1 protein-coding gene is annotated in these 639 nt (G+C 57.3%); it reads right to left on the reverse strand.

Annotated elements, in window-relative coordinates:
* Window positions 1-639: RHS repeat domain-containing protein (locus tag GIW48_RS29665; protein ID WP_236486614.1), on the reverse strand; the 639-nt coding region annotated here is incomplete at both ends.

Below are 639 nucleotides of genomic sequence, written 5' to 3' on the forward strand. Positions count from 1 at the left end.
TCGCCCCACCGGCCAACCCACGCTCAAGAATGACGTGCTGCTCGTCGTACCGATAAACCTCGCTTTCACCTACAGCATTGGTCGCAGAAACCAGTCGGCCAAGTTCGTCATAGGCGTAGGAAACAACTTTCTGCTCGGTGACCCATTCAAACGGCTCATGCCCTTTGGCCCGATGAACCTGATAGTCCACCGCCACAATGCGGCCCAATTCATAACGCAGAAACAGCGAGCGGCCTACGCCATTATCCAGCCGCTCAACCCGCCCCAAACGATCGCGGAAAACCCGCAACCGGTTGTCATACGCATCGCTGATGGCCGTCAGCACGCCATCGTGGAAATGATAAAACCGCGACACCTGGGCCAGCACCAGTTCATCGGGCAATTCACCCAAATAGATCGCCGCTTCAGCCAAGCTATTGGTAATCGCCGGTCGATTAGCGGTAGGCAGCACAAACTCAGTACGGCGGTTCTCATGATCCGTCCACACCACCGAATCACCGGAAACACAAAGCCGCTGCGCCAGCGAATGGCTCCAGCCAAACCCCAACCCGCAATCCACTTCCACCGCACTGGTGCGATACACCCGCGTCCACTCAAACGGCAAAATCCCGTCCAACGTGCCATCGGTGAGGGTCAGCA

It is taken from the genome of Pseudomonas sp. PA-6-3C, from assembly GCF_021605825.1.
Classification (GTDB): Bacteria; Pseudomonadota; Gammaproteobacteria; order Pseudomonadales; family Pseudomonadaceae; genus Aquipseudomonas; species Aquipseudomonas edaphica.